Origin of the sequence: Corynebacterium axilliensis (genome assembly GCF_046097495.1) — a bacterium.
Taxonomy (GTDB): Bacteria; Actinomycetota; Actinomycetes; order Mycobacteriales; family Mycobacteriaceae; genus Corynebacterium.
This window is the reverse complement of the sequence record NZ_CP175768.1, coordinates 2256942-2281454: the sequence shown is the minus strand read 5'-3', so window position 1 is coordinate 2281454 and position 24513 is coordinate 2256942. Positions and strand designations below refer to the sequence as shown.

General features: G+C 61.9%; 27 protein-coding genes and 1 riboswitch. Of the genes, 7 read left to right on the top strand and 20 right to left on the bottom strand.

Annotated elements, in window-relative coordinates:
* Positions 1–2 precede the first annotated feature (2 nt).
* From rpmC to rpsJ, 10 genes are read right to left on the bottom strand one after another with little or no spacing between them, the layout of a single operon-like run.
* Positions 3–233, bottom strand: a complete 231-nt coding sequence (rpmC, locus tag ACKFR8_RS10955) for a 50S ribosomal protein L29 (RefSeq protein WP_005276944.1) — start codon at positions 231–233, stop codon at positions 3–5.
* Complete coding sequence (gene rplP / locus ACKFR8_RS10950; protein WP_408930063.1) at positions 233–649, bottom strand: 50S ribosomal protein L16; 417 nt, start codon at positions 647–649, stop codon at positions 233–235. Before rplP ends, rpmC begins: the two co-directional genes overlap by 1 nt.
* Before the next feature lie 3 nt (positions 650–652).
* Positions 653–1399: a 30S ribosomal protein S3 gene (gene rpsC / locus ACKFR8_RS10945; RefSeq protein WP_408930062.1), complete on the bottom strand. Its 747-nt coding sequence runs from the start codon at positions 1397–1399 to the stop codon at positions 653–655.
* Positions 1399–1761: a 50S ribosomal protein L22 gene (gene rplV, locus ACKFR8_RS10940; protein ID WP_039673710.1), complete on the bottom strand. Its 363-nt coding sequence runs from the start codon at positions 1759–1761 to the stop codon at positions 1399–1401. The genes rpsC and rplV overlap by 1 nt, the downstream gene beginning before the upstream one ends.
* 3 nt (positions 1762–1764) lie before the next feature.
* A complete protein-coding gene (gene rpsS / locus ACKFR8_RS10935) occupies positions 1765–2043 on the bottom strand; it encodes a 30S ribosomal protein S19 (protein ID WP_010189646.1) in 279 nt (92 codons plus the stop codon).
* Between the two features lie 13 nt (positions 2044–2056).
* Positions 2057–2893, bottom strand: a complete 837-nt coding sequence (rplB, locus tag ACKFR8_RS10930) for a 50S ribosomal protein L2 (RefSeq protein WP_408930061.1) — start codon at positions 2891–2893, stop codon at positions 2057–2059.
* 35 nt (positions 2894–2928) lie between these two features.
* Positions 2929–3231 (bottom strand): 50S ribosomal protein L23, encoded by a 303-nt coding sequence (gene rplW / locus ACKFR8_RS10925; RefSeq protein ID WP_408930060.1) that lies wholly within the window; start codon positions 3229–3231, stop codon positions 2929–2931.
* A complete protein-coding gene (rplD, locus tag ACKFR8_RS10920) occupies positions 3231–3893 on the bottom strand; it encodes a 50S ribosomal protein L4 (RefSeq protein ID WP_306508346.1) in 663 nt (220 codons plus the stop codon). Before rplD ends, rplW begins: the two co-directional genes overlap by 1 nt.
* On the bottom strand, positions 3890–4546 hold the full coding sequence (gene rplC, locus ACKFR8_RS10915; RefSeq protein WP_408930059.1) for a 50S ribosomal protein L3: 657 nt from the start codon (positions 4544–4546) through the stop codon (positions 3890–3892). Before rplC ends, rplD begins: the two co-directional genes overlap by 4 nt.
* 35 nt (positions 4547–4581) lie before the next feature.
* Positions 4582–4887 carry a 30S ribosomal protein S10 gene (gene rpsJ / locus ACKFR8_RS10910; protein WP_003848085.1) on the bottom strand — a complete coding sequence of 102 codons (306 nt, stop codon included), beginning with the start codon at positions 4885–4887 and terminating at the stop codon, positions 4582–4584.
* 660 nt (positions 4888–5547) lie between these two features.
* On the opposite strand from rpsJ, the gene ACKFR8_RS10905 reads away from it, so the two are divergent.
* The 7 genes from ACKFR8_RS10905 (at position 5548) to ACKFR8_RS10875 (ending at position 9803) form a co-directional block, all read left to right on the top strand.
* A complete protein-coding gene (locus tag ACKFR8_RS10905) occupies positions 5548–6039 on the top strand; it encodes an Asp23/Gls24 family envelope stress response protein (RefSeq protein ID WP_408930058.1) in 492 nt (163 codons plus the stop codon).
* Positions 6040–6381 carry a hypothetical protein gene (locus ACKFR8_RS10900; protein WP_408930057.1) on the top strand — a complete coding sequence of 114 codons (342 nt, stop codon included), beginning with the start codon at positions 6040–6042 and terminating at the stop codon, positions 6379–6381.
* A 9-nt stretch (positions 6382–6390) separates the two neighbouring features.
* A complete protein-coding gene (locus ACKFR8_RS10895; protein WP_306508350.1) occupies positions 6391–6585 on the top strand; it encodes a hypothetical protein in 195 nt (64 codons plus the stop codon).
* Positions 6585–7505 carry an Asp23/Gls24 family envelope stress response protein gene (locus ACKFR8_RS10890; protein WP_408930056.1) on the top strand — a complete coding sequence of 307 codons (921 nt, stop codon included), beginning with the start codon at positions 6585–6587 and terminating at the stop codon, positions 7503–7505. Before ACKFR8_RS10895 ends, ACKFR8_RS10890 begins: the two co-directional genes overlap by 1 nt.
* Positions 7498–8076 (top strand): DUF6286 domain-containing protein, encoded by a 579-nt coding sequence (locus ACKFR8_RS10885; protein WP_408930055.1) that lies wholly within the window; start codon positions 7498–7500, stop codon positions 8074–8076. The genes ACKFR8_RS10890 and ACKFR8_RS10885 overlap by 8 nt, the downstream gene beginning before the upstream one ends.
* On the top strand, positions 8069–8635 hold the full coding sequence (locus ACKFR8_RS10880) for an alkaline shock response membrane anchor protein AmaP (RefSeq protein WP_306508353.1): 567 nt from the start codon (positions 8069–8071) through the stop codon (positions 8633–8635). The genes ACKFR8_RS10885 and ACKFR8_RS10880 overlap by 8 nt, the downstream gene beginning before the upstream one ends.
* 82 nt (positions 8636–8717) lie before the next feature.
* Positions 8718–9803: an HNH endonuclease signature motif containing protein gene (locus ACKFR8_RS10875; RefSeq protein ID WP_408930054.1), complete on the top strand. Its 1086-nt coding sequence runs from the start codon at positions 8718–8720 to the stop codon at positions 9801–9803.
* 51 nt (positions 9804–9854) lie between these two features.
* Here the strand turns inward: ACKFR8_RS10875 and ACKFR8_RS10870 are convergent, their stop codons facing one another.
* From ACKFR8_RS10870 to ACKFR8_RS10825, 10 genes are all read right to left on the bottom strand, one after another.
* Positions 9855–10589 (bottom strand): hypothetical protein, encoded by a 735-nt coding sequence (locus ACKFR8_RS10870; protein ID WP_408930053.1) that lies wholly within the window; start codon positions 10587–10589, stop codon positions 9855–9857.
* 98 nt (positions 10590–10687) lie between these two features.
* Positions 10688–11878, bottom strand: coding sequence for an elongation factor Tu (tuf, locus tag ACKFR8_RS10865; RefSeq protein WP_408930052.1), 1191 nt, complete (start codon positions 11876–11878; stop codon positions 10688–10690).
* 373 nt (positions 11879–12251) lie between these two features.
* Positions 12252–14381, bottom strand: a complete 2130-nt coding sequence (fusA, locus tag ACKFR8_RS10860; protein ID WP_408930051.1) for an elongation factor G — start codon at positions 14379–14381, stop codon at positions 12252–12254.
* Positions 14382–14762: 381 nt separating this feature from the next.
* Positions 14763–15230, bottom strand: coding sequence for a 30S ribosomal protein S7 (gene rpsG / locus ACKFR8_RS10855; RefSeq protein ID WP_296134789.1), 468 nt, complete (start codon positions 15228–15230; stop codon positions 14763–14765).
* A gap of 6 nt (positions 15231–15236) precedes the next feature.
* Complete coding sequence (gene rpsL, locus ACKFR8_RS10850) at positions 15237–15608, bottom strand: 30S ribosomal protein S12 (RefSeq protein WP_005286791.1); 372 nt, start codon at positions 15606–15608, stop codon at positions 15237–15239.
* A 216-nt stretch (positions 15609–15824) separates the two neighbouring features.
* Positions 15825–16394: a hypothetical protein gene (locus tag ACKFR8_RS10845; RefSeq protein WP_296134786.1), complete on the bottom strand. Its 570-nt coding sequence runs from the start codon at positions 16392–16394 to the stop codon at positions 15825–15827.
* A 42-nt stretch (positions 16395–16436) separates the two neighbouring features.
* Positions 16437–17246: an energy-coupling factor transporter transmembrane component T family protein gene (locus tag ACKFR8_RS10840; protein ID WP_296134784.1), complete on the bottom strand. Its 810-nt coding sequence runs from the start codon at positions 17244–17246 to the stop codon at positions 16437–16439.
* Positions 17239–18645, bottom strand: a complete 1407-nt coding sequence (locus tag ACKFR8_RS10835) for an ABC transporter ATP-binding protein (RefSeq protein ID WP_408930050.1) — start codon at positions 18643–18645, stop codon at positions 17239–17241. Before ACKFR8_RS10835 ends, ACKFR8_RS10840 begins: the two co-directional genes overlap by 8 nt.
* A gap of 103 nt (positions 18646–18748) precedes the next feature.
* On the bottom strand, positions 18749–19375 hold the full coding sequence (locus ACKFR8_RS10830) for an ECF transporter S component (protein WP_296134780.1): 627 nt from the start codon (positions 19373–19375) through the stop codon (positions 18749–18751).
* Positions 19364–19525, bottom strand: a riboswitch (TPP riboswitch). It overlaps the preceding gene by 12 nt.
* Before the next feature lie 674 nt (positions 19526–20199).
* Positions 20200–24498: a hypothetical protein gene (locus tag ACKFR8_RS10825; RefSeq protein ID WP_408930049.1), complete on the bottom strand. Its 4299-nt coding sequence runs from the start codon at positions 24496–24498 to the stop codon at positions 20200–20202.
* Between the last annotated feature and the right edge of the window lie 15 nt (positions 24499–24513).

Here is a 24513-nt window from a genome sequence, read left to right as displayed (position 1 = left end):
GATTAAGCCTCAGCTCCCGGAGCAACGGACAGGCCCAGCTCGCGCTCGCGCAGAACGGTGTAGATGCGGGCAATGTCGCGCTTAACCGTGCCGATGCGGCGGTTGTTGGTCAGCTGGCCGGTGGCCTTCTGGAAACGAAGGTTGAAGAGCTCTTCCTTCGCGTCCTTCAGACGGGTCTCCAGCTCAGCGTTGTCGAGCTCACGGAACTCGTGGGCGGGGGTACCGGTAGCCATTAGAACTGGTCCTCCTTCTTGATGATGCGGACCTTGCACGGAAGCTTCTGGCCGGCGCGGCGCAGAGCCTCGATGGCGACCTCGTCGTTCGGGTAGGTCATCTCGAAGAGGACGCGGCCCGGCTTAACGTTGGCCACCCACTTCTCGACGGGGCCCTTACCGGAACCCATACGAACACCGAGCGGCTTCTGGGTCAGCGGACGGTCCGGGAAGATGTTGATCCACACCTTGCCACCGCGCTTGACGTGGCGGTTGATGGCAATACGTGCGGCCTCAATCTGGCGGTTGGTGATGTACGCCGGCTCGAGGGCCTGGATGGCGTAGTCACCGAAGTTGATGCGGTTACCGCCCTTAGACACACCGCGACGAGTCGGGCGGTGCTGACGACGGTACTTGACGCGCTTAGGAATCAGCATGGATTAGCCCTCCTGCTTCTGCTGTGCGCGCTGACGACGCTGGCCGCCACGACGCGGACGACCGTTACGGTCACCGCGGCCACGGCCCTGCGACGGAGCGTTCAGTTCGGACTCGCGGACGCCACCGACGACGTCACCCTTGTAGATCCACACCTTGATGCCAATGCGGCCGAAGGTGGTGTGGGCCTCTGCGGTGCCGTAGTCGATTTCGGCGCGAAGGGTGTGCAGCGGAACGCGACCCTCGTGGTAGCGCTCGGTGCGGGACATCTCAGCGCCGCCCAGACGACCAGACAGGAGGATCTTAATACCCTTAACCTGCGGCTGGCGCATAGCGGACTGGATGGCCTTGCGCATTGCGCGGCGGAAGGCCACGCGGTTGACCAGCTGCTCGGCGACGGACTGCGCGACCAGGGTCGCGTTGGCGTCTACCTGCTTGACCTCGAGGATGTTGAGGGCAACCATCTTGCCGGTGAGCTTCTCCAGCTCACGGCGGATGCGGTCAGCCTCAGCACCGCGGCGGCCGATCACGATGCCCGGGCGGGCAGTGTGAATGTCGACGCGTACGCGGTCGCGGGTGCGCTCGATGACGACGTCGGCGATGCCGGCGCGGTCGAGGCCCTTCTCCAGGTACTGGCGGATCTTGATGTCTTCAGCTACGTAGTTGGCGTAGTCCTTATCGGCGTACCAGTGGGTCTTCCAGTCGGAAGTGATACCCAAACGTAGGCCGTGAGGATGGATCTTCTGGCCCATTACTTGGCCCCTTCCTTCTGGCTCTCGACAACCACGGTGATGTGGCTGGTGCGCTTACGAATCATGAATGCGCGGCCCTGTGCGCGCGGCTGGAAACGACGCATGGTCGGACCCTCGTTGGCGTATGCCTCGGAGATGACCAGGGTGCGCGGATCCAGACCGAAGTTGTTCTCAGCGTTGGCTGCTGCAGAAGCAACAACCTTGGCAACCGGCTTAGCGGCGCCCTGCGGAGCGTACTTCAGGATTGCAAGTGCCTCGGATACGGACTTTCCGCGAACCAGGTCGATGACGCGGCGTGCCTTCATCGGGGTGACGCGGACGTAGCGAGCCGTTGCGGATGCGGAGGTGATGGTGTCACTCATCGCTTATCGACGTCCCTTCTTGTCGTCCTTGACGTGACCCTTAAAGGTCTTGGTGGGTGCGAACTCGCCGAGCTTGTGGCCCACCATGGAGTCCTCGACGAACACCGGCACATGCTTGCGGCCGTCGTGGACGGCGAAGGTGTGACCGATGAAATCGGGCAGAATGGTGGAGCGGCGAGACCAGGTCTTGATGACCTGCTTGGTGCCGGCCTCGTTCTGAGCATCAACCTTGTTGAGGAGGTGCTCATCGACGAACGGGCCCTTCTTAAGGCTGCGTGGCATTGTTTACCTCCTCTTAGCGCTTCTTGTTCGGGCGACGACGGCGCACGATCATGTTGTTCGAGTAACGGTTCGGGTTGCGGGTGCGGCCTTCCTTGTGGCCCCACGGCGACACCGGGTGGCGACCACCCGAGGTCTTACCCTCACCACCACCGTGCGGGTGGTCAACCGGGTTCATGACAACACCGCGGACGGTCGGGCGAACGCCCTTCCAGCGCATGCGGCCGGCCTTGCCCCAGCGGATGTTCATCTGGTCAGCGTTGCCAACCTCACCGACGGTAGCGCGGCAACGGATGTCGACGCGGCGGATCTCGGAGGACGGCATACGCAGGATGGCGTACTTGCCCTCCTTACCCAGCAGCTGGATGGAGGCACCAGCGGAGCGGGCCAGCTTAGCGCCAGCGCCCGGCTTGAGCTCCACAGCGTGGATGGTGGTACCGGTCGGGATGTTGCGCAGCGGCAGGTTGTTGCCCACCTTGATATCTGCGTTCGGGCCGGACTCGATGACGATGCCCTGCTTCAGGCCCTTCGGGGCGATGATGTAGCGCTTCTCGCCGTCTGCGTAGTGCAGCAGGGCGATGTTAGCGGTACGGTTCGGGTCGTACTCGATGTGAGCGACCTTGGCAGGGATGCCGTCCTTGTCGGTACGACGGAAGTCGATCAGACGGTAACGGCGCTTGTGGCCACCGCCGATGTGGCGGGTGGTGATGCGGCCGTAGTTGTTACGACCACCAGTCTTGCTCAGCGGGCGCAGCAGGGACTTCTCCGGAGTGGAACGAGTGATTTCCTCGAACTCGGACACGGAGGATGCGCGGCGACCCGGAGTTGTCGGCTTGTACTTACGAATAGCCATAATTCTTCCTTTTCCTTTCGGCTCTTCGGTGGCGCTTAAGCGCCGGCGCCGAAGACGTCGATGGAGTCGCTGCCTTCACGGAGCGTCACGTAGGCGCGCTTGGTGGACTTACGCTGACCGAAACCGGTGCGGGTGCGCTTGCGCTTGCCAGCACGGTTCACGGTGTTCACGGAAGCAACCTCTACGCCAAAGATCTGCTCGACGGCATCTTTGATCTGGGTCTTGTTGGAATCCGTGGAGACGTAGAACGTGTACACGTTCTGCTCCATGAGGCCGTAGGACTTCTCGGACACAACCGGAGCGATGATGATGTCGCGCGGGTTAGCGAGCTTAGCCATTACTTCTCCTCCTTAGCTTCCTCGGCAGCGCCGGTGGCGCGCTCGACGAAGGTGTGCAGAGCCTCAACGGAGAACACAACGTCGTCCGAGAAGAGAACGTCGTAGGTGTTCAGCTGGCCGGCGTCCAGGATCTGGACGTTCGGCAGGTTGTTGGCGCTGCGGCGGGCGTTGATGTCCTCGCGGCCGATGACCAGAAGCACGTTCTTACGGTCGGTAAGGCGCTCGATGAAGGCCTTGGCCTGCTTGGTGGACGGGGTCTGGCCCGGGACGAGCTCCTCGACGACGTGGATGCGCTCGTTACGTGCACGGTCAGACAGTGCGCCGTAGAGAGCAGCCTTGATCATCTTCTTCGGGGTGCGCTGGGAGTAGTCGCGCGGAACCGGGCCATGCACGGTGCCACCGCCGGTGTAGTGCGGTGCACGGATGGAACCCTGGCGTGCGCGACCGGTGCCCTTCTGGCGGAACGGCTTACGGCCACCGCCGCGGACCTCGCCGCGAGTCTTGGTCTTGTGGGTGCCCTGACGAGCAGCAGCGAGCTGAGCATTGACAACCTGGTGCATCAGCGGAATGGATGCCTCGGTGTCAAAGATCTCGGCCGGCAGCTCAACAGAGCCGTTGGTCTTACCGTCAGCGGTCTGGACGTCTAGCTTGAGGTTGCTCATGCGTGTGCACCGCCCTTCACTGCGGTCTTAACGGTGACGAGGCCACCGCGCGCACCCGGGATAGCACCCTTGATGAGCAGCAGGTTGGACTCGGCATCAATCTTCTGAATCTTCAGGTTCTGGGTGGTCACGCGGTCCTGGCCCATGCGGCCAGCCATGCGCTTGCCCTTGAAGACGCGGCCCGGGAACGAAGCGCCGCCGATACCGCCGACGCGGCGGTGAGCAGCCTGGTTACCGTGGGCAGCGCCCTGGCCCTGGAAGCCGTGGCGCTTCATGGCGCCGGCGTAGCCGTGGCCCTTGGTGGTGCCGGTGACGTCAACGAAGGTCACGCCCTCGAAGATGTCCACCTTGACCTCCTGGCCCACCTCGTATGCGGAGGTGTCATCCATGCGGATTTCAGCCACGTGGCGACGCGGGGTCACGCCAGCCTTCTTGAAGTGACCTGCGGCCGGCTTGTTGGCCTTGCGCGGGTCGATCTCGCCGAAGGCGATCTGGATGGCGTCGTAGCCATCGGTGTCTTTCGTGCGGATCTGGGTAACCACGCACGGCCCAGCCTCGACGACGGTCACCGGCACAACGCGGTTCTCCTCGTCGAAGACCTGGGTCATACCGAGCTTGGTGCCCAGAATTCCCTTGATCTCGTTTTCACTCATAGTTAGTTCTCCACCAAATACGTTGTGTCGATCGCTTACTGGATATTCACGTCGACGCTTGCCGGAAGGTCGATGCGCATCAGAGCGTCAACGGTCTTCGGGGTCGGGTCGAGAATGTCGATGAGGCGCTTGTGAGTGCGCATCTCGAAGTGCTCGCGAGAGTCCTTGTACTTGTGCGGAGAACGAATAACGGCGTATACGTTCTTCTCGGTTGGGAGCGGCACCGGGCCGACAACACGAGCACCCGTACGGGTAACGGTCTCTACGATCTTCTTTGCAGAAGCGTCGATAGCCTCGTGGTCGTAGGCCTTCAGCCGAATGCGGATCTTTTGTCCCGCCACGCTTATCCTCTTCCTCGCTTCCCCACTTTCACATTCCCGGCCTATCCGGGGCGTGAAGCGGTGGGAAATTGCTTCTCGATTTCTCTATAACGTTGTCCGGGCCAGGAGCCTAGGCACAACGCCAGTTGTCTGACTGTCATGACGACCACGAGATACAGCGCTAGGCAAATGCCCACCGTGCAGTGCTCATGACGGGGTACAAGACCCGTAGTCAAAGTCAATAGGAAGAAGACTGGGGCGTTCAATCACAGATCTGCAACCAAAGTCTTATTCATATACTGCCGCTGTTTATTTGCCATGCTCCTTCTCCGGTCCATCGTCTCGGGATGTCTCTGCTCTAGCGCGGACCTAGCCCGATCGGATGACCTTCGAGTGCGACTCTTTAAAGCCTCACAACAAAGGTGTCATGTTCGCTCTACCAGCAACGACGCCCTGCGAGACCAGCTCGTGGCCACGCCGCTGTGTTAAAGCAACCCTTGTATTTAAGCACGTAACCTCGCGTTTTCCAAACCGCTACCGAAACCGTGCCAGAAATCACGATTTGGACAAAGTTTTGCTGCGCGCCCTACAGGCGGGGCGCTTCGTCTATAAGCTCGGGGGAAGGGAGCGCGCCAGGCGCGCTCACACGAACAACCCTATAAGTATTGAGAAGGATTCATCATGGCTGAGAACACCACCCCGAAGGACGTCGCCGAGCAGACCACCAACGACGCTACCCCGGCCACCGCCCAGGAGCGCAACAAGAACCTGGAGACCGACTTCGGCACCACCAGCATTGACGATGTCGTCGTGTCCAAGATCGCCGGCATCGCCGCCCGTGAGGTTTCCGGCGTGGCCGCCCTTGGTGGCGGAGGCGCCCGCATGATGGGCTCCATCCGCGAGTCCTTCGGCGCATCCGAGGACGTCCGCCAGGGCGTGTCGGTGGAGGTCGCCAACGGCGTCGCCGCCATCGAGATTGCGATCATCGCCGAGTACGGCGTGGCCATCCACGAGCTGGCAGAGGCCATCCGCCGCAACATCATGAACGCCGTGGAGCGCATGACCGGCCTGTCCGTCGAACGCGTCGATGTCGTCGTGCACGACGTCAAGCTGCCGAAGGACGAGGACGAGTCCGCCGAGACCACCCCGGCGGTAACGCAGGGCCAGGCCTAAGTGAGCCAGCAGACCACCCAGAAGGCGGAGCTCACGGCAGAGATCGCCCGCGCGATTGCGGCCGCGGTGGTGGACCTGGAGGGCGTCGCCAAGCTCAGCCCCGGCCGCTTCGGCGAGGTCTCCCTCCTGTTCCCACGCGAGCGCATCCACGGCATCTCCCGCCCCTCCCCGCGCGATGACACCCACCTTGAGCTGCACGTCGTCGTCGACGTCAGCGCGGGCGTGCCGCTCGCGGCGCTGGGTGAGACCGTCCGTGACTCCGTCCGCACCACGTGGCCCAGCGCCCGGACTGTCGACGTCGTTTTTGCCGACGCCGTCGCCTCCGCCTCCCCACAGAACTAAAGGAAAACCATGAAGAATTACACCTCCCTCGGCGTCATCGCCGGCTTGGTTCTCGCCTTTTTCATCTACCTCGGCATCTGGTACCTCGTACTTGCCGTGCTGCTTGCCGCGATTGGCGGTGTGGTCGGCGCGCACTTCGACGGCCGCATTGATCTGACCGCCGTGTGGAAGGGCGTGGTCGGCCAGGATAGAGGCCAAGGATAGTGACGCCCCCGCTCAACGAGCTTGCTCCGGCGAGCTCAGGTAAGACTCAACTGTCGCTGCGCGCGATGGAGCGGGTCATCGCGGCGGCCATCGCGAGCGTGCCCGGCACCGCGGCTGTCGACGCCAAACTGGCCGGCCTCGCCGGCCGCGCCTTCCCGCGCATCATGGCGCAGATGGACCCGGACGCGCGCGTGGTGGCCGTAGACACCACCATCGCCGTGTATTGGCCCTCCCCCGTCACCGATGTGGCGGCCGCGGTCCGTACTGCGGTGAGTGATGCCGTCCGGGACTTCACCGGCTTCCGCACCACCCGCGTCAACGTCACAGTCGGCGGCGCTGTGGCGGGCGAGCGCACCTCCGCGCTCGAGGTCTCCACCCGCGCCCCGCTGCGCGCGCAGGTCCCCGCCATCGTGCCCGAGCACGCACTGCGCCCTGTTACCACCGCGCCCGGCGTGGGCGTTCGCCACGTCGCCACCCCCGCGGCCGCGGCAGTCCGTGGGGTCCGCACGCCGGCGGAAGCTCCGGTGCAGTCAGTGGCAGTGCTTGGCGACGTCTCAGTGCGCACCTCCGACTTCGGTCCTTCCACGCACCGCTACGACGAGCTGCGCCCGGTCACCACGGCCCCGGCTGAACCCCTGCGCGCCGTACGGGATCCGGAACCGGTGGCCGTGCGCTCGGTGCCGCTGCCCGGTGAGTTCTCGCTGCGGCGTGTGGAAGCCCCGCGTCCGGTGCGCCCGCGCCGCGTGGAGACCCCGCGCCCGCTACGGACGCGCCCTGTGTCCGTGCCCCGCGCCACTGCACTGCGCCCGGTAGAGATTCGCCCCTCGGCGGAGTTCACCCGCCGGGTCGACGTTCCCCGTCCGGCCCCGCTGCGCGCCATCACCATCACGCCGTTCCACGAAGGAGGCCGCCATGAGTGAGAAGAACCTGCCCGTCGGATTCGGCCAGCGCCCAAAGGCTTCACCGCCGGCCCGCACGTGGACGGTCATCCTCGGCATCGTGCTGCTCGCTGCCGCCGTGGTGGCCGGTCACGAAACCTGGGTGGTGGGCGCCAATGAGGGTGGCGCGTCCTGGCTGCAGCCCTTCATTGACGTCATGTCTCAGCCCGATATCTCGACGTGGATGCTCGTCGGCGGTGCCATCGGCATCGTGGTCGGCCTCATCTTGCTTTGGGCGGCATTCGCTCCCCGCAAGACTACGCACGTGCGCATCGAGTCCGACGAGGCATCAATGTGGCTGCGTGCGGTGGATATTGCCCGGGTGGCCTCGGCCCACGCGCGCCGCGTACCGGGAGCGACGGCGGCGCGCAGCCGCGCCAAGATTTCGTCCAAGCGCGCCCGCGTTACGGTGACCGCGACTGGCGACGCCCAGGATGAGCAGCTGAAGAAGCGCGTCACTGAGGCCGTCACCGCGGCGCTGGCAGCGGTGCGTCCCGCCCCGGAACTCACCGTGGTCATCGAAAACGATCAGGAGGACATTGCCAATGTCTAAGACACTCGCTGGCGTGGACCGCCTCATCCTTGCACTTCTCGGCATCGTGCTCATTGCGTTGGGCGTGTGGCCGATTCTCATCCACTTCAACGTGGAGTTCGCCACGTACCTGGCCAAGTGGGTCGACCACGACACGTGGGCCGGCCTGCCCCACCAAAGCTGGTGGGTCTACGCGCTGGGTGCGGCGACCATCGTGCTCGCGCTGCTCGGCCTGTGGCTGATCATTTCCAACCTGCGCCACCACCGCTTCAACACAGTGCATTCCGACGCCTCCGACGAGGAGGGCGCCATCAAGACCAGCATGACCGCCATCGCCGGCGCGGTGGCCGACACCCTGGCCCAGGTGGAGGGCGTGGAAAAGGTCTCGCGCCTCGTGGCCTACGACCGCGCCCGCCCGACGTTGCAATACCAGGTGCTAGCAGACCCGGATACGCCGCTGCTGCGCATCAAGGATGCTATCGAGGTTAACGACCAAGACTTCCGCGTCGCTTTCCCCGATGCCGACCTGGACACCACCTACAAGGTGCACTTCAGCCAGGTCCGCCGCGCAGTGGCATAAACGCCCTGTTCAAGCCCCTCTTCGGAGGGGCTTTTCCTCTTCCGGTTGCAGGGTTGGTGGACCTGCTTTAGTCTCTGTGGTCATGGGGGTATTAGAAACCTACTTCCACTACCGCAACTCGGGGATGACGCTAGTGGAGAACGCATCCAGCTCACCCGACAAGCTCCGCGCGCTCGGCGCCGACGCCTCCGATGCCGCAGAGCTTGCCCGCCTGCACCGCATCTACTTCGGGCCCACCCGCTTTACCGGCAAACAACGCAAAGCCCGCACCGCGGCCCAAAACAACGCCCACGGGCTGAGCATCCTCACCCTGATTGAGTCCTACGCCACCCGCGTCAAAAAAGAGCTCGATGCCTGGAACCTGCGCGCACGCCTGGCTGCCACACCCGCCCACAAAATCCGCGAAGTCGCCGTAAAACGCCTCAAAGAACTTAAAGAGAAACGCGAACACAAACCCGGGGTGCGGTTCACCTACCGCAAGCAAGGCCCCAACTCCGTCACCATCACCGACACGCCAACAGTCATCGCCGATATCCGCGGCACCCTCGAATCCGTCAACCCCACCAACCTCCTCGAGGCTGCTACAACCATCCTCCTGGGTGATGACACCACCGGCACTAGGCCTGCCGTGCACGCCCAAATAGTTGTCACCCTGGACGAATTCGACCGCATCATCAACGGAGACGGCGAAGAAATCGAACTCCAACTCACCAACGGTGCCCGCATGACCGGGGCAGAATTCCTCACCCACAAATTCGCCGAAATAGGCTACGCCACCATTACCCACCCAGTAGAAGGACCCATCAACTCCTACCGAGTAGAACGCCACGCAAACTGGAAACAACGCCTCACCCTGTGCGCCGAAACCCAAACCTGCTCCAGACCAGGCTGTAACAAGCCGGCCGATTACTGCCAGGTCCACCACATCATCCCCTGGCAAGCAGGTGGTTTCACCAACATCAAGAACCTGACCTTCCTGTGCGCCTATCACAACGGCATCAACGACGACGACCCGCCGAAACCCACAGGCCGCGGCTACGTATTCAGAATGAAAGACGGAATCGGATACGTACCACCCTGGGGAGTACCGATTACCGCCACACCCGAATACCAACAAGCCCTCGCCAGACTCACCACCGAGAAACCACCGAGTGCAGGCGCAGGCTAGAAGCCTGCGCAGAGCCACAACGAAACCCGCCAACCACACCAGGTTGACGGGCTACTCGGCGTGCGTGGGCACGGACCAGGGCTCCGATTCCACGAGGATGACCTCCACCACGCTGCCGAAGGTGTGCGTTGTTCCTCTCGAAAGCTCGACGCTTAGAAGCTGCCCAGGGGTGCAGTCGGCGATACGGGACCAGGAAAAGTCCGTGCGCACCAGCTCCCGGTTCTTGCGCTGGGTGGTGTGGAGGCCGTGGTCGAGGATGATGGTCTCGGCGTCAGTGCGGATAAACCACACGCGGTCGCCGACGCTGCGGCGCTTGAGGCCGGCGAGGTCGCGGCTATCGTCGCGGAGTCGGGTTATGGACTCAACAACTCCGAAGCGGTGCTCGAAGCCCTCACCATCCTTAATGACCAGTGGGCGGCCTGGGCCCACCGGACGCAAGGCTGAGGCCTCCCACGACACCGCCTGGCCCCTCTCCCCCGAGCGAGACACTGGGCGCACCACCGCACGCCAGGAGCCGGACACCATCGCCAGGGTGATGCGGTGAGTCTCAGTGATGAGGAGCCAGCGGCCCGAGGTGGGCAGGTGGTCGTCGGCAAGCGCAAGCAAAGGCGGATGCACCTGAGCCATGGCCTCCAGCCTCTGCGTGAGCTCGGAGTCGGCCACTCCCCAGCCGTAGCCCTCGGCGGCGAGCATGCCGAAGAGCGTGCCCAGGGGCAGGTCCGGCTGGCCCTCCCAGGCGGCGCGAAGAGCGGCGAGGGTGTGGTCAATGCGAGTGGGATCATCCATAGGACCAGCCTAATACCCCTAGGATCGACAAAGCCGCCCAACCCCACAGAAGGGATTGAGCGGCTCGACAGATGTTACAACATCCGGCTAATTAAGAATTAGTCCAGAATCTTGGTAACGCGGCCAGCGCCGACGGTGCGGGAGCCCTCGCGGATAGCGAAGCGCAGGCCCTCGTCCATAGCGACCGGCTGGATCAGCTCGACGGACATCTCAACGTTGTCGCCCGGCATGACCATCTCGGTGCCCTCCGGCAGCTTGATGACGCCGGTAACGTCGGTGGTGCGGAAGTAGAACTGCGGACGGTAGTTGTCCATGAACGGGGTGTGGCGGCCGCCCTCTTCCTTCTTCAGGACGTAGACGGAACCCTCGAACTTGGTGTGCGGGGTGTAAGCGCCCGGCTTGATGACAACCTGGCCGCGCTCGACGTCCTCACGCTTGGTACCACGCAGAAGCAGACCACAGTTGTCGCCAGCCTCGGTGTAGTCCATCATCTTGCGGAACATCTCGATACCGGTGACGGTGGTGTTGGTAGCCTTCTCGCGGATACCGATGATCTCAACGTCCTCGTTGACGTTCAGGGAACCACGCTCAACACGGCCGGTAACAACGGTACCGCGGCCGGTAATGGTGAAGATATCCTCGATCGGCATCAGGAACGGCTTGTCCAGCTCGCGCTCCGGATCCGGGATGGAGTCATCGCAAGCCTGCATCAGGTCAACGATGGACTGTGCCCACTTCTCGTCGCCCTCGAGAGCCTTGAGAGCGGAGATGTGAACGATCGGAGCTTCCTCGTCGTAGTCCTGCTCGGCGAGCAGCTCGCGGATCTCCATCTCGACGAGCTCAATGATTTCCTCATCGTCAACCATGTCGCACTTGTTCAGTGCAACGAGGATGTACGGAACGCCCACCTGGCGAGCGAGGAGCACGTGCTCACGGGTCTGCGGCATCGGGCCATCGGTTGCAGCAACAACCAGGATAGCGCCGTCCATCTGAGCAGCGCCGGTGATCATGTTCTTGATGTAGTCGGCGTGGCCCGGGGCGTCCACGTGTGCGTAGTGGCGCTTCGGGGTGGAGTACTCAACGTGGGAGATGTTGATGGTAATACCGCGCTCCTTCTCCTCAGGAGCCTTGTCGATCATGTCGAAGGCGAAAGCGGTGTTCTCCTCCGGGTAAGCGTCAGCCAGAACCTTGGTGATCGCTGCGGTGGTGGTGGTCTTGCCGTGGTCGACGTGTCCGATGGTGCCGATGTTCACATGCGGCTTCGTACGCTCGAACTTCTCCTTTGCCACTGTTTTGTCCTCCTGGACTCTATGGCGGCTACGAATCTCGCAGCCACGTGGTTTGTATTGCCATTGGCACTTCGGGCGCGCGGCCCATAAGCGCTAATGACGCTTTCTTTACGTGCCAGTTACACGATCCTAGATTTATGCCGCAGTTTTTTCAAACTGCCCAAATAGGAGGTAACCCCGCGCATGTAGTGCGGACGTTGACCCTCGACAAGAATCATTATTAAGGATCCTGGGAGGGTAACGGCCGGCTCAACGCACAACGCGTGCGCGCTCAGCCGACCGCTACCCCGCCCCAGCAAGCTGGCGGTCTACTGGCGAAGACTACCAGCCCCACGCTGGGGCTTAGGCAACGGGGTGGGAAACCCCGGCCAAGTTAGTCCTTGCTGCCGGTGCGCTCTTCGATGATCTCCTGAGCCACGGAGGACGGAACCTCTGCGTAGGAATCGAAGACCATGGTGAAGTTTGCGCGGCCTGCGGTGGAAGAACGCAGGTCACCGATGTAGCCGAACATCTCGGACAGCGGCACCTTAGCCTTAACCACCTTGGCGCCGGAGCGGTCCTCCATGGAGAAGACCTGGCCACGACGGGAGGAGATGTCACCGTTCACGGTACCCATGTACTCCTCCGGGGTCACGACCTCGACGGCCATAACCGGCTCGAGCAGAACCGGCTTCGCCTTGGCCACGGCCTCCTTGAGGACCTGGGAGCCGGCGAGCTTGAAGGCCATCTCAGAGGAGTCGACGTCGTGGTAAGCGCCGTCTTCCAGGGTGGCCTTGATGTTCACCAGCGGGAAGCCAGCGAGGAAGCCGTACTGCATAGCGTCCTGGATACCAGCGTCGACGGACGGGATGTACTCCTTCGGCACGCGACCACCGGTAACGGCGTTCTCGAACTTGTAGGTTGCGGACTCGCCCTCTTCCAGGGTCTCCGGGTCCGGGTTGTACGGCTCGATGGTGCAGATGACCTTTGCGAACTGGCCGGAACCACCGGTCTGCTTCTTGTGGGTGTAGTCCAGGGACTCGACCTTCTTGCGGATGGTCTCGCGGTAAGCAACCTGCGGGTTACCGATGTTTGCCTCGACCTTGAACTCGCGCTTCATGCGGTCAACCAGGACGTCGAGGTGCAGCTCGCCCATACCGCCGATGACGGTCTGGCCGGTCTCCTCGTCGAGCTCGACGGTGAACGTCGGGTCCTCGGCAGCCAGCTTCTGAATAGCGGTACCCAGCTTCTCCTGGTCGGCCTTGGTCTTCGGCTCGATGGAGACCTTGATAACCGGGTCCGGGAAGTCCATGGACTCCAGGATGATCTGGTTGTCCTTGTCACACAGGGTGTCGCCGGTGGTGGTTTCCTTCAGACCAATGACGGCGTAGATGTTGCCGGCATCTGCCTGATCCACCGGGTTCTCCTTGTTGGCGTGCATCTGGAAGAGCTTACCGATGCGCTCCTTCTTGCCCTTGGTGGAGTTCATCACCTCGGTACCCGGCACGACCTGGCCGGAGTACACACGGGTGAAGGTCAGCTGACCGAAGAACGGGTGAGCGGCAATCTTGAAGGCCAGTGCGGAGAACGGGGACTCCACGGACGGCTTACGGGTGAGGACCTCGTCCTCGTTGCCCACAGCGTGGCCGGTGATCTCGCCGATGTCCAGCGGGTTCGGCAGGTAGGAAACAACAGCGTCGAGCAGCGGCTGAACGCCCTTGTTGCGGTATGCGGTACCACACAGAACCGGGAATACCTCGGAGCTGATGGTCATCTTGCGGATGGCAGCCTGGATCTCTTCCTTGGTGAGCTCCTCGCCACCGAAGTACTTCTCCATGAGCTCTTCGTCGGACTCAGCAACGTCCTCGAGCAGCTTCTCGCGGTACTCCTCAGCCTTCTCCTTGAGGTCCTCCGGGATCTCCTCAATGGTCGGCTCAGCGCCGGTCTCGACCTTGCCGCGCCAGGTGATGGCCTTCATGTCGATCAGGTCGACAACACCGTCGAAGTCGTCCTCAGCGCCGATCGGCAGCTGCAAAACCAGCGGCTTCGCGCCGAGGCGCTCGATGATGGTGTCCACGGTGAAGTAGAAGTCCGCACCCATCTTGTCCATCTTGTTGATGAAGCAGATACGCGGAACGTCGTACTTAGCGGCCTGGCGCCACACCTGCTCGGACTGCGGCTCCACGCCCTCCTTGCCGTCGAAGACGGCGACGGCGCCATCGAGAACACGCAGGGAGCGCTCAACCTCGACGGTGAAGTCGACGTGGCCCGGGGTGTCGATGATGTTGATCTGGTTGTTGTCCCAGAAACAGGTCACGGCAGCGGAAGTAATGGTGATGCCGCGCTCCTTCTCCTGCTCCATCCAGTCAGTGGTGGAGGCACCATCGTGGGTCTCGCCGACCTTACGGTTGATACCGGTGTAGAAGAGAATACGCTCGGTCGTGGTGGTCTTACCAGCATCGATGTGAGCCATGATGCCGATGTTGCGGACCTTGTGCAGATCCTTAAGCACTTGTTGTGCCACGGTTTATACCCCAACTTAATTGTCGTCGACGCCGCGAGCCAGCACTTCACCGACTCATCTTAAAATGACGTCTTCATGGATAGGTCTTGATCTATTTTGCCACGTCTGGGCCAACGCGGCAGCGTGAGTCACCTCCGGCGCCTCACACCTGTGCAGTCGTCGCCCCGCCCTGCATGCTACTGCATGCTCACAGCGGCCGTGCTCGCAGGGTCTTTAAAGGCCCTCCGGACACAAAAATAGCCCGAACAACGGTATTCACGTATTTGTCCTGCGGCGGTGCGCTGTGCTTGGCGACGCCCCCAGGTGGGACGTCTCCAAGCAGCAACAGCGCAGGTACAGACTGATGTCGTTGTTCGGGCTAGAAGCGACGGCGTGCCGCTACTACCAGCGGTAGTGGGCGAAGGCGCGGTTGGCCTCTGCCATCTTGTGAGTATCCTCACGACGCTTCACGGATGCACCCAAGCCGTTGGATGCGTCCAGAATCTCGTTAGCGAGACGGTCGATCATGGTGTTCTCACGACGCTGGCGGGTGAAGGTCACCAGCCAACGCAGCGCCAGGGTGTTGGCGCGGGCCGGCTTGACCTCAACCGGCACCTGGTAGGTGGCGCCACCGACACGGCGGGAGCGTACCTCGAGGTCCGGGCGGATGTTGCCCAGGGCCTTCTCCAGGGTGCCAACCGGATCGGTGCCGGTCTTCTCGCGGCAAGCCTCGAGCGCGCCGTAGACGATGCGCTCAGCGGTGGACTTCTTGCCGTCCTGCAGGATCTTGTTCACGAGCATGGTGACCTGCTCGGAGTTGTAAACCGGGTCCTTAACTACAGGACGCTTCGGTGCAGCATTCTTACGCATTGTTGATTACTGTCCCTTCTTTGCGCCGTAGCGGGAACGAGCCTGCTTACGGTCCTTCACGCCCTGGGTATCCAGTGCGCCACGGATAATCTTGTAACGAACACCCGGGAGGTCCTTCACACGACCACCGCGGACGAGCACCATGGAGTGCTCCTGCAGGTTGTGACCCTCACCCGGGATGTAGGCGGAGACCTCGATACCGGAGGTCAGGCGCACACGGGCGACCTTACGGAGTGCCGAGTTCGGCTTCTTCGGAGTGGTGGTGTACACGCGGGTGCACACGCCGCGGCGCTGCGGGGAGCCCTTGAGGGCGGCCGTAGCAACCTTGGCCTTCTTGTCGTGGCGGCCCTTGCGGACCAGCTGCTGAATAGTTGGCATAAATCTAGTCTTTCTGTATGACTTCGGCTTCAACTGACCATGGAAGGTGAGCCAAACATGCAAAAATAGGGGCTCTTCTCCGGGGCCCTTCCGCATGTCCAGATCTTCCCTCAGCCGTGTGGGCCGAGAAACTGATCAGACTTTTCATCTCATACAAAGATGAAACCTCACGTAGACTACCACCGGCGCGCGGGTTCCCCCAAATCCCCGATCCCGCTAGCTCCACTCCCAGGACAGATCGGCTTGGGCAGCCTGGTGAGAAAAGTACTGCTTTTCCTGCTCTTCCCAGGTCTCGAACCATTCTTCGTAGTCCGGATCGCGTTGCAAGGCGCGCTCGCGGCGCAGCTCGCGCGGGCCGTCGATGCGCACGGTGACCACGGAGCCACGCTCACGGGCGGCGGCAATGTTGGCCTCGGTGACTGACCCGACGCCTTCGACAATCAGGTCGTCGCGCACATCCAAGCTGGCCCAGTCCTTCGGGGCGTTGGCCTCCCAGTCCCAGCGCCAGTAGCCCGGGTTGTTTTCCCGCAGGACCTGTTCGGCCACCATGGCGGAGCCCTCTTCCAGCCCGCGCCAGCCCGGGTAGAACTCGTCGAGGTGTACTACGCGCCAGCCGGTGCGGTCCGCCAGGGACGCCGATGCCCAGGTCTTGCCGGCGCCCGAGGGGCCGTCGATCAGCACGGTCACCGGCCGCATGGGGCGCTTGCGGGAGGCCGCGAGCTTGACCACGTCCTCCAGCAGCCTTTCTAGCTGGTCGTCGTAGTCGGCGTCGTGCGCGTCCTGCATGGGGGTTCATCACCACTTCTGGGTTCAATCGTGCTCTGGCCCTTAGAGCCCGAAGAATCTCCAGGCTCCGCTGAGCACCGAAACTACCACCGGAAGCGCGGCTAGCACTACGCCAAAGGCCATGACCAGCCAATCCCGCGCCGCAAGGCGCGAGGGGCGCGCCCACGTGCGTTGCCCGCCACCGGGTGGTGTGCGCCCAAAGCCGCGCGCCTCCATCGCCGTAGCGAGCTTGCCGCCGCGACGCAAAGCCAACACCAGCAGCCCGAAGGACATGGTGATGAGGTGTTTAATGCGGCCCTCATCAGTCAGGCCGCGCGCTCGCCGGGCCATGCCCAAGAACTGCCAATCTGACTTGAACAGCGTCATCATCCGCACGCCCGCCACCGCGCCGATGACGAAGCGGGAAGGCAACTTGAGGATTTGGGAGAGGGCGTCGCCCAGCTCGGTGGGGTCGATCGCGCGGGCCAGCACCACCATGGGCAGCGCCACCGCGAACACGCGCAGGGTGATGGCGATGGCGAGTTCAATGGAGTTATCGCTGACCGTGATGAGCCACAGGGTGAAGTATTCGCGCCCACCCGGGGCACCGTAGAGCAGCATCGAGATGCCTGAAATCGGGGCGATAAGGAAGAGGAACCAGGCGGCCTTGACCATGCGCAGCCAGGACACCCCGCACAACGGCCCCAGCAGCAGCGTCAGCCCCAGGGAGACCGCCGCGGAGACCCAGTCCACCGACAGCAGCAGCGGGCTGACCCACGCAAACATGAGGAAGATGCGAGTCAGCGGGTTCACCCTGGTGAGAAGACCGGCGGGCGACGCACCCTTCGCACTCACGGACGTCGGATTAGCCACGGGTCACCTCCACTCGGTGGTCGCCAAGGGCGGCGATGAAGAGCGGATCGTGCGTCACTGAGGCAATCGTCGTGCCGTCGTCCACCATGCGGCGCAACAGCCACACCAGCTCGCTGAAAGTGCGGGGGTCTTGGCCGAAGGTGGGTTCGTCGAGAAGCAGCACCTCCGGCGCACTTACCAGGGCCGTCGCCACGGACAGGCGGCGCTTCTCCCCGCCGGACAAGGTGAAGGGGTTGGCGTTGAGGAGGTGGGAGAGCCGGAGGGCGTCGACAAGCTCCGCAATGTGCGCTTCCGGAACCTCGCGGCGCATGACCTTCGGGCCCACGCGCAGCTCCTCCGCCACGGTGCGGGCGACGAACTGGTGCTCGGGGTTCTGGAAGACGAAGCCGATGCGATCAGCCAGCTGACGGGACTTCCACTGCAGCGGCGAGCCCTTGAGGCCGCGGCGCACGAAGTCCGCCACGCCAATCTCGCCCGACTCCGCCGGCAACAGCCCGGCCACCGTCATCATCCACGTGGTCTTGCCCGCACCATTTGGCCCGGTGAGCACCGTGGATGCGCCCCGCGGCAGGCTAAAGCTGCGCGGCGGCCCGAAGCGCGTGACCAGGTCCGTACTCCACAGGGCGGGTTCACGGCCCACGCCCGCGCCCCGCGCCGACGGGAGATCCGCCACCGTGCGCTCAGCCACGACCTCAGCGAGCGGCCCGTCCGCCACGATGCGCCCATCCTTGAGCTCCACCGCACGGTCGAGCACCCCGTGCCACGCCGCGTGCTGGTGCTCCACCACGACGAGTGTGGCGCCCGTGCGCTCCGCCAGGGTGGCTACTGCCTCGATGACGTCGCGAGCGCCCTCCGGGTCGAGGTTGGCCGTAGGCTCATCCAGCAGCACCACGCCCGCCCCCATGGCAATGACGCCCGCCAGGGCAAGGCGCTGCTTCTGCCCGCCGGAGAGCTGCGCGGTGGGAAAATCCAGATCGACGTACGGCCCGACCATATCCAGGGCCGCGCCGACGCGCTGCCAGATCTCCTCGCGCGGGTAGGCCAGGTTCTCGCAGCCAAAAGCCACGTCATCTCCAACCCTGGCAGCAATGACCTGGGAGTCCGGGTCCTGGAGCACCAGACCCACCGGGATGGTCCGGCCGGGCTGTTCGACCTGCCCGTGGGAGTCCTCCAGCAGGATTTCTCCTACTCGAGTACCTTCATCGTCCCCGCCCAGCACGCCGGCGATGGCGGCGAGCAGCGTGGACTTTCCGGAGCCGGAGTCGCCGCACAGCAGTACCTTCTCCCCCGGCTCGATGGTCAGATCAATTTCCGCCAGCGCCGGCGCGGTGCGCCCAGCGTGCGTCCAGCCGTACCCGCGGGCAGAAATCCGCGTAGCACCGGCAACAAAATTCTCCATAGGCTTAAGGCACAGGGGGGTTACAGTCACGCGTAGGCCCAAGGGGAATGGTCCACCCGTGACAAGAAAGTGAAAGGAAAATACAGGGAATGCGGGGCGACGGCTACACGGTGTGTTGTTCGCGGCCCACCGCAAAGCGGTCCAGCGCGCCGGTCTTCGCCAGCGCCTTGACCACGAAGAAGCCCACGGCTCCGGCCAGGATGGCGCCGGAGATGCTCAGGGTAATGAAGTAGATGATGTTGAACTGCAGCGTCTTGCCCAGGTTTCCGGAGGTAAACAGCTCCAGGACAAATGCGCCCCAGCCGGCCGCCATGCCACCCAGCATGGCTACCCCCAACCCGAAGCGGCGGTAGAGGAAGATGGCGAGGACGATCTCCACACCGATGCCCTGCGCGATGCCGGAGTACACAGTACTAATACTCCACTGCGAGCCCAGCAGGGTGGAGACAACCGCGGCAATCAACTCCACGTACAGCGCCGCACCCGGCTTGCGGATAACCAGCCCGCCAATCACACCACCGATGAGCCAGATACCCGTGGCAATGCCGCCTAGGCCCGGCGTGAGCGCGTCCATGGCCTGGAACCAGGCGTAGCCCACCGTGTTCCACACAAAGAACACGAGGCCACAGGCCACACCGAGCACGGATGCCACCACGATGTCCACGATGCGCCAGTTCAGGCTGCGCTGCGGCGTGGCACCTGCGGCACCGGTAGTAGATACAGAATTCATTTTTCCTCCCTCTCGCCGGCATTACCCGGATCAGGTTCGACGGTTCACCGCTCCCGCGGCGTCTCAGCCTCCCCTAACACCCCTCGTGCCCGCATGCGCAGCCGCGCACACAGCACAAAGCGTTCAGGAAAAGCACCCGTGACGTTAAAATTGATTGGCTGCACCGCCTCCCCAAGGAAAGCCGACAGCCAGTGAAAGAACACTTCGAAAAAGCATCCACAGCTTAGCAAGCGCCCGCGCGCCCACACCACTCAGTATTCGCGTCCGCCCAGCAACAGCCACCGCTCCCCGCAGCCTAACGAGACTACCGATACGCATGTGCTTGCCGACGTCTACCGGGACCAGCCCAACTCCCCCACTTCTAGCGACCCGGGACCAGCCCCGAACGCCAGAAAACTGCGCAGTGCCCCGTCGCGTCCTCTGACCTACGCGACGGGGCACTCTGAGACCGGTTCTAAGTGCGCCGGCCACCAAGGGAACTCTCGTGTAGTGCTTAAGGAAAGGAAAAGCTTCTCGAAAGCCCCAAGTCTGTATTGAAATATCGTTACTGTATTTCAGCAGAATTAACTCTATGCAAATTATTCTTCGAGAGGATAACAGAACGGTTACGCGTTAGGAAAGTAGCATATGCTCTTCCCCTACGCGAACCGTCCCTACTCAAACAGTGAGAGGCAGTAGTTAAAGGCCATAGTGTGCAGCCCCCGCCGCCACAGCAACGCCGTGACTGCGGAACTACTGGAAATCCCTTCGACTTTAAGGAGCGGGAAGATAACGCCCTTCCCGAACGGCGGCGCCATCACAGGTGGCGCAGCCTGTTGCTCCTCTTACTTGGAAGAACCCTCAGAGGAACCATCCGAAGAACCAGCACCCGGGGTGCAGGCATCAGCGATGAGGCCGATAGCCAGCGCACCAGCAGCAATCAGGGCGATGGAGCTAGCGTTCAGACCGAAGCGCTTGAGCTGAGTGTCGAACGCAGCAGCCTGACCAGCCAGCGGGCCCTGGAAGATGCCAGCCTGCTTCTGCAGCTGGGTGTTCAGCGCCTGAATCTGTGCATCAATCGGTGCCACGAACTCCTTCAGACCCGGAATGTTGAGCTGGGAAGCCAGACCAACCGGGATGAGGAACAGCAGCGGGATACCAGCGCCCAGGCCGGTAGCCAAGCAACGCTCACCAATCTTGGAGGACAGGCTCTCGTCACCCTCGTCGTCACCAGCGGCGGCGCCGGTGCCGGTGTTGTCCTTCGGCTCGGTGATCTCGATGTCGATGTCACCGACCTTTTTGCCGTCCTTGTCCTTGACCTCAACGGTGGCGTTCTGGGCCTTGGTGCCCTCCGGGACGGTCACAGAAATCTCGCCGGTCTCCGGGTCAACAGTGACCTCGGCACCGTCGATAGCCTTGCCGTTCTCACCGATGACCTCACCAGTCATGCCCTCGGTCGGGTTCTTGACCGTGTCATCCAGCTCGTGGGACTCACCGTCAGCAACAACCTTGTCGGTGGTGGAACCAGCGTCGATGGACGGCTTCTCGGCAGCGTCATCCGGCTTCTCCGTCAGGTCAGCAACACCGTTGTCGTTCTTGTCGGTGATGGTCTTGGAGTTCTCATCCGACTCGTCAGCATTCTTGATGCCGTCATCGTCGGAGTCCTCCTGACCGTCCTCAACACCGTTGCCGTCGGAATCCTTCTTCTCCGGATTCAGGCCAGCAGCCTTCTCATCCTCATTGTTGACGCCATCGCCATCAATGTCGGTGTCCTCGGAATCCGGGATGCCGTCGCCGTCGGTGTCCTTCTCCGTCAGGTCAGCAACACCGTTGCCGTCCTTATCGGTGATCTTGTCAGAATCAGCGTCAGACTCCTCAGCGTTGGTCTTGCCATCGCCATCGTTGTCTTCCTCGCCGTCCTTGGTGCCGTCACCATCAGAATCCGGGTTCTTCGGATCCAGGCCAGCAGCCTCTTCATCCTTATCGTTGACACCGTCATTGTCATCGTCGGTGTCCTCGGAATCCGGGATGCCGTCACCGTCAGTATCCTTCGGCGCAACTTCTTCGGTGTCAGTCTCACGGATATCCGGGGTGCCGTTCGGCCCCTCGCCATTACCATTGACACCCTTGTCGGTTACGCCCGGGTTACCCAGGCCGTCGTTGTCGGTGTCGTCAGCGCGACCATCTTCCGGAACATCGGACTCCTCAGCGTTGGACTTACCGTCCTTGTCGTAGTCCTCTTCACCGTCAGACTTGCCATCACCATCAGAGTCGGTCTTCAGCGGGTCAGTGCCGATTTCCTTCTCGTCATCGTTGTTGACACCGTCGCCGTCAGCATCAGCATCATCCTTGTTCTCGATGCCGTCGCCGTCCTTGTCACCGGTCGGACCATCCTCGTTGTCCTCATCAATCAGGTCGGCCTTCTTATCGCCGTCCTTATCGGTGATCTTGTCGGAATCAGCGTCAGACTCCTCAGCGTTGGTCTTGCCATCGCCATCGGCGTCCTCGTCGCCGTCCTTCGTGCCGTCACCATCAGAATCCGGGTTCTTCGGATCCAGGCCAGCAGCCTCTTCATCCTTATCGTTGACACCATCGTTGTCATCGTCGGTGTCCTCAGAATCCGGGATGCCGTCACCATCGGTATCCTTCGGGCCTTCCGGAGTGGTCGGGTTGGTACCCGGCTCTTCGGTCTTATCCGAGTTGTTGTCGTCCTGGCCCTTCTTGTGACCATTAACCGGAACCTCAACCACGGCCTTACCACCATCAAGATCCGGATCCTCAACAGTCACGGTAATCGGACCATCAACATCCTCACCCGGAGTAACAACAACATTGCCGTTGTCATCAATCTTGGCCGGAACGTCCTTACCGTCCTCATCCTTAGCAGACACCTTCGTGTCATCATCACGGTTAGAAACCTTGATGCCAGAATCCTGCTCATCAGCAGTCGGCTCAACCGGCTTCACACCGGAATCATCAACAGAGGTAGCCGGAGCCTTATCCGAGTTGTTGTCGTCCTGGCCCTTCTTGTGACCATTAACCGGAACCTCAACCACGGCCTTACCACCATCAAGATCCGGATCCTCAACAGTCACGGTAATCGGACCATCAACATCCTCACCCGGAGTAACAACAACATTGCCGTTGTCATCAATCTTGGCCGGAACGTCCTTACCGTCCTCATCCTTAGCAGACACCTTCGTGTCATCATCACGGTTAGAAACCTTGATGCCAGAATCCTGCTCATCAGCAGTCGGCTCAACCGGCTTCACACCGGAATCATCAACAGAGGTAGCCGGAGCCTTATCCGAGTTGTTGTCGTCCTGGCCCTTCTTGTGACCATTAACCGGAACCTCAACCACGGCCTTACCACCATCAAGATCCGGATCCTCAACAGTCACGGTAATCGGACCATCAACATCCTCACCCGGAGTAACAACAACATTGCCGTTGTCATCAATCTTGGCCGGAACGTCCTTACCGTCCTCATCCTTAGCAGACACCTTCGTGTCATCATCACGGTTAGAAACCTTGATGCCAGAATCCTGCTCATCAGCAGTCGGCTCAACCGGCTTCACGCCAGAATCATCAACAGAGGTCTTCAGAGACACGATAAACGAGTCTGCTGACGCCTCGTTTCCATTGGAAATCAGAACTGCGTGGAATACCTCGCCGTCCTTCGCGTCGGAAGGAACTTCAAACGTTGCACAGTCGCCCGGTTCGGACACGGAGGCTACATCGCAGGACTTCAAGGCGTCACCCTTGGAGTTCCTCCACTCGATAACGTTGTCGACCTCACCGAGGCGACCACTCAGCTCAAGCTTGGCCGTTGCACCGGGGGCAGCCGGCTTATCAGTCATGTCGAAGTTGGTGATGTCAAGAGAAGCTTCTCGGAGGGCAATAGCCGCGAAGTTTACGTTGTATGCGTAGTTCCTGTACACGAGCGGGTCAGAAGTCGGTGCCCAAGCCAAGTTCTTGCGCGGGTTCGTAAACACAGGCTGAGTAAACGACGAGTAGGTGGAGATAACGTCGCCGTTTGCATCAGTCACCCACATGTAGAGGTTGTCAGGATCGTAGTCCTCACCGAGGTCGATGGTGTACTTACCATCCTCGTTAACAACCGCGTAGCCCGTCTTTGCAAGATTGTTCTTATCCTGCAGCATCTCCTTGGTAGCAGATGCGCGCTGCTCAGCCGGGAGGCTCCAAATCTCATTATTTCGCTGAATTCCAGCGTCGCTCAGCACAGAGGCCCAAACGGTCGAGCCCGAAGCAACCGGATCCTTCGCATTCTTGGTTGCACCGGACAGAAGCTGATTTTCAAGGTTTCGGTCCGTCTCAAGCCAAACCTGGCCGGAGATTTTACCAGGGGAAACGATTGCCGGAGCGACGAACTCGTCTTCCGTGGTTTCGACCAAGTTGTCAGACTTCACATAGTCATTCGGCGCTTCGTAGAACCAAATACCCGTCTTTGCAGTGTTCGAAGCGGTGCCTGCACTACCCGGGAAGTCTCCGAGGCCCTCACCCGAACCCCTTCCGTAAGTGAACGGAGTGTAACCAGGCGCACTACGCAGCTGACGAAGTTCATTACCGGTTTCAGGGTTCACAAAATCTTCGCCCCAAATGCGGTAGCGCTGAGAAGCCGCAGCAACAAACTTGTGCTCCTTACCAGCACCATCCGTCCACGTAGGAAGCTCAAAGGCATAGACGCCCTCACCAGCACCCTTCAGGTCATGCGTGACAGCGGAGTAAACCGGCGAGACGGCGCCATTCGCGTCAATCCACTGAAGATATACCTTCTGATTTCCAGGAACCGGCTGGAAGCCATCCCACGTAGAAGTCAGCTGTGCGGCCTGAACCGGGTTAATAATCTGAGCTCGACCGGACACGACATTCTTACCAACCCCCAGGGAGTCAGTAAGGTTAGAGGCCCTAGTCACCTGACCGCTTGCAATAGCATCTGCGTCGATGATTTTTGCATCCCCTGCGGTTTCCGAGGCAGAAGCATCCTGAGCCTGAGCAACCGCAGCAGTCTGCGGAGCAGCAATCGGGTGCACGAACGGTGCAATCAAAGAAACAGAGAGCGCGGCAGCAGCAATCGTGGTTCCACGACGGCGTACAGTGCCGTTGAAGTTCTTCACCTTCATGAAGAAGTCCTTTCC

What these genes read in the sequence shown, in the direction of transcription:
- rpmC (WP_005276944.1), bottom strand. Translation starts at nt 233, where the DNA reads ATGGCTACCGGTACCCCCGCCCACGAGTTCCGTGAGCTCGACAACGCT.
- rplP (WP_408930063.1), bottom strand. Translation starts at nt 649, where the DNA reads ATGCTGATTCCTAAGCGCGTCAAGTACCGTCGTCAGCACCGCCCGACT.
- rpsC (WP_408930062.1), bottom strand. Translation starts at nt 1,399, where the DNA reads ATGGGCCAGAAGATCCATCCTCACGGCCTACGTTTGGGTATCACTTCC.
- rplV (WP_039673710.1), bottom strand. Translation starts at nt 1,761, where the DNA reads ATGAGTGACACCATCACCTCCGCATCCGCAACGGCTCGCTACGTCCGC.
- rpsS (WP_010189646.1), bottom strand. Translation starts at nt 2,043, where the DNA reads ATGCCACGCAGCCTTAAGAAGGGCCCGTTCGTCGATGAGCACCTCCTC.
- rplB (WP_408930061.1), bottom strand. Translation starts at nt 2,893, where the DNA reads ATGGCTATTCGTAAGTACAAGCCGACAACTCCGGGTCGCCGCGCATCC.
- rplW (WP_408930060.1), bottom strand. Translation starts at nt 3,231, where the DNA reads ATGGCTAAGCTCGCTAACCCGCGCGACATCATCATCGCTCCGGTTGTG.
- rplD (WP_306508346.1), bottom strand. Translation starts at nt 3,893, where the DNA reads ATGAGCAACCTCAAGCTAGACGTCCAGACCGCTGACGGTAAGACCAAC.
- rplC (WP_408930059.1), bottom strand. Translation starts at nt 4,546, where the DNA reads ATGAGTGAAAACGAGATCAAGGGAATTCTGGGCACCAAGCTCGGTATG.
- ACKFR8_RS10905 (WP_408930058.1), top strand. Translation starts at nt 5,548, where the DNA reads ATGGCTGAGAACACCACCCCGAAGGACGTCGCCGAGCAGACCACCAAC.
- ACKFR8_RS10895 (WP_306508350.1), top strand. Translation starts at nt 6,391, where the DNA reads ATGAAGAATTACACCTCCCTCGGCGTCATCGCCGGCTTGGTTCTCGCC.
- ACKFR8_RS10885 (WP_408930055.1), top strand. Translation starts at nt 7,498, where the DNA reads ATGAGTGAGAAGAACCTGCCCGTCGGATTCGGCCAGCGCCCAAAGGCT.
- ACKFR8_RS10880 (WP_306508353.1), top strand. Translation starts at nt 8,069, where the DNA reads ATGTCTAAGACACTCGCTGGCGTGGACCGCCTCATCCTTGCACTTCTC.
- ACKFR8_RS10875 (WP_408930054.1), top strand. Translation starts at nt 8,718, where the DNA reads ATGGGGGTATTAGAAACCTACTTCCACTACCGCAACTCGGGGATGACG.
- ACKFR8_RS10870 (WP_408930053.1), bottom strand. Translation starts at nt 10,589, where the DNA reads ATGGATGATCCCACTCGCATTGACCACACCCTCGCCGCTCTTCGCGCC.
- rpsG (WP_296134789.1), bottom strand. Translation starts at nt 15,230, where the DNA reads ATGCGTAAGAATGCTGCACCGAAGCGTCCTGTAGTTAAGGACCCGGTT.
- rpsL (WP_005286791.1), bottom strand. Translation starts at nt 15,608, where the DNA reads ATGCCAACTATTCAGCAGCTGGTCCGCAAGGGCCGCCACGACAAGAAG.
- ACKFR8_RS10845 (WP_296134786.1), bottom strand. Translation starts at nt 16,394, where the DNA reads ATGCAGGACGCGCACGACGCCGACTACGACGACCAGCTAGAAAGGCTG.
- ACKFR8_RS10835 (WP_408930050.1), bottom strand. Translation starts at nt 18,645, where the DNA reads ATGGAGAATTTTGTTGCCGGTGCTACGCGGATTTCTGCCCGCGGGTAC.
- ACKFR8_RS10830 (WP_296134780.1), bottom strand. Translation starts at nt 19,375, where the DNA reads ATGAATTCTGTATCTACTACCGGTGCCGCAGGTGCCACGCCGCAGCGC.
- ACKFR8_RS10825 (WP_408930049.1), bottom strand. Translation starts at nt 24,498, where the DNA reads ATGAAGGTGAAGAACTTCAACGGCACTGTACGCCGTCGTGGAACCACG.